4 protein-coding genes and 1 pseudogene are annotated in these 3,686 nt (G+C 62.6%); all 5 read left to right on the top strand.

Going from position 1 to position 3,686, the window contains the following annotated elements:
* Positions 1-396: pseudogene (locus QZ511_RS16530) on the top strand (protease modulator HflK); the annotation flags it as partial.
* A gap of 11 nt (positions 397-407) precedes the next feature.
* Entirely contained in the window at positions 408-1,283 is an 876-nt protein-coding gene (hflC, locus tag QZ511_RS16525; RefSeq protein ID WP_295804210.1) for a protease modulator HflC, read from the top strand.
* A 293-nt stretch (positions 1,284-1,576) separates the two neighbouring features.
* Entirely contained in the window at positions 1,577-1,774 is a 198-nt protein-coding gene (locus QZ511_RS16520; RefSeq protein ID WP_295804209.1) for a DUF2065 domain-containing protein, read from the top strand.
* Positions 1,775-1,842: 68 nt separating this feature from the next.
* Positions 1,843-3,039, top strand: a complete 1,197-nt coding sequence (locus QZ511_RS16515; protein WP_295804177.1) for an ATP phosphoribosyltransferase regulatory subunit — start codon at positions 1,843-1,845, stop codon at positions 3,037-3,039.
* A gap of 109 nt (positions 3,040-3,148) precedes the next feature.
* Positions 3,149-3,686: adenylosuccinate synthetase (locus QZ511_RS16510; protein WP_295804174.1), on the top strand; the 538-nt coding region annotated here is incomplete at its 3' end.

Below are 3,686 nucleotides of genomic sequence, written 5' to 3'. Positions count from 1 at the left end.
AACCAGGTAATCCCGGTGGCCCGCGGTCAGGCCCAGCGCATGATCGAGGAGGCGGAAGCCTACAAGTCCCGCGTGGTGGAAAGTGCCCGCGGTGAGGCGGCGCGCTTCACCCAGTTGCTGACGGAATATGAGCGTGCGCCGGAAGTTACCCGCGAGCGCATGTACCTGGACACGGTCCAGGACGTGATGAGCAACACCTCCAAGGTGATGGTCGACGTCGAGGGTGGCAACAACATGATGTACCTGCCGCTGGACAAGCTGGCCCAGAGCAGTGCCGGTTCCGCGTCCCAGCGACCACAGGTTTCTCCCCAGGTGATCGACGAGATTTCCCAGCGGGTGATCGACCAGTTGCGCACTGAAGTTGCCAACAGCCGTCGCAGTCGCGAAGTGCGTTAAGGGGAGCTGCAATGAACAACAACAAATCGCTTTTTATTCTCGCGCTGGTGCTGATCGGCTTGCTGGTGCTGTCCAGCAGTGCCTTCGTGGTGAAGGAAACCGAAAAGGCCGTACTGCTGCGCTTCGGTGAGGTAGTGCGTACCGATTACGAGCCCGGGCTCTATTTCAAGATGCCGCTGGTCAACCAGTTGCGCAAGTTCGACGCGCGTATCCAGACGGTGGATTCCCAGCCGGTGCGCATGCTGAACAGTGAAAACAAGTTCATGATGGTGGACTCCTACGCCAAGTACCGCATTTTCGACGTGGGTCGTTTTTACGTTGCCACCCGCGGTGACGAGCGCAACGCGGTGCGACTGCTGGCGGAACAGATCAACAACCGCCTGCGTAACCAGTTCGGTGTGCGCGACCTGCACGAAGTGGTAAGCGGTCAGCGCGACGAGTTGATGGCGGAGATCACCAAGAATCTGAACGAGTCGGCCCAGAAGGATCTGGGGGTGGAAGTCGTCGATGTGCGGGTGAAGCGTATCGACCTGCCGCCGGAGGTATCCGAGTCGGTATTCCAGCGTATGCGTGCCGGCCGTGAACTGCAGGCGCGCGACCACCGGGCCAAAGGTCAGGAGGCCAGCGAGCGTATCCGCGCCAACGCCGACCGCCAGAAGGTGGTGATCGAGGCCGAGGCTTATCGCAAGGCGGAAGAGCTGCGCGGTGCCGGTGATGCCGAGGCCGCCAAGATTTATGCCCAGGCTTACAGCGCGAACCCCGAGTTCTACCGTTTCTCGCGCAGCCTCACGGCGTACAAGGAGTCGTTCAAGGACAAGAGCGATATGCTGCTGGTGGAACCCGACAGCCAGTTCTTCCGTTACCTGAAGGATCCTGAGGGCAAGTAACGGTGACATAAATTGGCCCGGTGGCGGTGCCGCTACCGGGTACAGCCTTGTGAGACACGCCGTAAACCCATCCCTGGGGGCTCTGCACCGCCATCCATGGCGGTGAAGGTCTCACAAGGCTGTACCCGGCATCGGCGCCTTCGCGGAAATTCCATCGCCAATCGCTAGAGTGGATGGAGCCCACAAGAACTGGCCACAGCCCCACAAATTAGTGGTAAAATCCCCAAAACCGGGCCGGCGCCCGGTTTTTTTGTGCCGGCCCGATAGCCGAATCTCGGAATGGAGTCACCGCCGTGTGGGAAGAGCTGCTGCGGGCCCTGGGCCTGGTGCTGATCATCGAGGGCATATTGCCGTTTCTCTACCCCGGACGCTGGCGCGCACTGGTGCAGCAGCTGGCATCTGTGGATAATCGCAGCCTGCGCACGGCGGGGCTGATTTCCATGCTCGCCGGTACAGTCCTGCTGATGCTGATTGGCGGCTCGCCGGAATAGTCCAGCCGCCACAACCGAGGTTCCCACGGTCGCGAAGACCGCATCGTTAATAGTCGAACGCCCACACCATGACCCAAGCCGAACGCTGGATGCTACCGGATGGCATCGCCGAGATTTTGCCCGCGGACGCCAAGCGGGTGGAGACCCTGCGCAGAAACCTGCTCGACCTCTACCACCGCTGGGGCTACGAGCTGATCATTCCGCCGATGGTGGAATTTACCGAATCCCTGCTGATCGGCATGGGGCGCGACGTGGACCTGAGCACTTTCCGGGTGACCGACCAGCTGTCCGGCCGCATTCTCGGCATTCGCGCGGATATCACGCCGCAGGCCGCGCGTATCGACTCCCACAGTTTTCCCCGCAGCGGCGCCAACCGCCTCTGCTATGCGGGCCAGGTGCTGTATACCCGCCCGCGCACGCCCATGGGACCGCGGGCGCCGATCCAGATCGGCGCCGAGCTCTACGGCGTCGACAGCCTGCAGGGGGATATCGAAGTCATCTCCCTGATGATCGAGACCCTGCGTATGGCGGGGATTCGCGAGATCCACCTGGACCTCGGTCACGTGGCCATTTTCCGCCGCCTGGCGGAAGCCGCCGGCCTCGACAGCGAGCAGAAGGCGGAGCTGAGCGTGTTGCTGCAGAGCAAGGCGGTGGCGGATATCGAACACTGGGTGGACGAAAATATCCTGGACACCGGTGCCGCCAACTGGCTGCGTACCCTGCCGCGCCTGGCCGGAGGCACCGAGTGCCTGTCGCGGGCGCGCGAGGTATTTGCCGATGCCCCCGCGTCGCTGCGCGCGGCGCTGGAAGAACTGCAGCAGGTGGCGGATGCGGTAGCGCGCCGCTACCCGCAGGTGGCGCTGTTTTTCGATCTCGGCGAAATGCGCGGTTACGACTACGAAACCGGGCTGGTATTTGCCGCCTACAGTCCGGGCCACGGCCAGGCGCTGGCCAACGGCGGGCGCTACAACGGTATCGGTGCGGTGTTCGGCCGCGACCGCGCGGCCACCGGCTTCAGTACCGACCTGGTGGCAATCAATACCCTGGGCGCCAACGGCGAGCGCGAAGCCGGTGCCATCCTGGCGCCCGAAGATGGCTGTGAACAACTGTGGCAGACCATTGCCAGGCTGCGCAGCGAGGGTGAAGTGGTGATCAGTGCCATGCCGGAGCAGAGCGACTGTGCCGGCGACAGTGAAACCCTGGCCCGCTGCGACCGCGAGCTGGTGCGCGAAGGCGACACCTGGGTGGTGAAACCCCGGGGCTGAACCCTAGACTATTCAGTTGAATTGCGATTTCTGGCCGCATGACGGGCGCGGCCGATATCTCCCTGTTCGCCCGTCTAAACGTTGAACTGACGACACGAGATTTACGCACATGGGCAAGAATGTAGTGGTGCTGGGCACCCAGTGGGGCGACGAAGGCAAAGGCAAGATTGTCGATCTGCTGACCGAGAAAGTCGCACTGGTAGTCCGCTTTCAGGGCGGTCACAACGCCGGCCACACTCTGGTGATCAACGGTGAGAAAACCGTGCTGCACCTGATCCCCTCCGGCGTCCTGCGCCCGGATGTGACCTGCCTGATCGGCAACGGTGTAGTGCTGTCCCCGGAAGCCCTCGAAAAAGAGATGGGCGAACTGGAAGCCGCCGGTGTACCGGTGCGCAAGCGCCTGCGTCTGTCCCCGGCCTGTCCGCTGATTCTGCCGGTACACGTGGCCCTGGACCAGGCCCGTGAAAAAGCCCGTGGTGACAAGGCGATTGGCACCACCGGCCGCGGTATTGGCCCGGCCTACGAAGACAAGGTAGCGCGCCGCGGCCTGCGCCTTGGCGACCTGTGCAACTGGGACAACTTCTGTGCCCAGCTGAAAGAGCTGCTCGAATATCACAACTTTGCCCTGACCCAATACTACAAGGCTG

The organism is uncultured Microbulbifer sp. (assembly GCF_913055755.1).
GTDB lineage: Bacteria > Pseudomonadota > Gammaproteobacteria > Pseudomonadales > Cellvibrionaceae > Microbulbifer.
Note: the sequence above shows the minus strand (reverse complement) of the source record. Positions and strands in the feature narration are given on the sequence as shown.

Bases quoted from the DNA above. Each gene is read 5' to 3' on its own strand.
- hflC (WP_295804210.1), top strand. From the start codon at position 408: ATGAACAACAACAAATCGCTTTTTATTCTCGCGCTGGTGCTGATCGGC.
- QZ511_RS16515 (WP_295804177.1), top strand. From the start codon at position 1,843: ATGACCCAAGCCGAACGCTGGATGCTACCGGATGGCATCGCCGAGATT.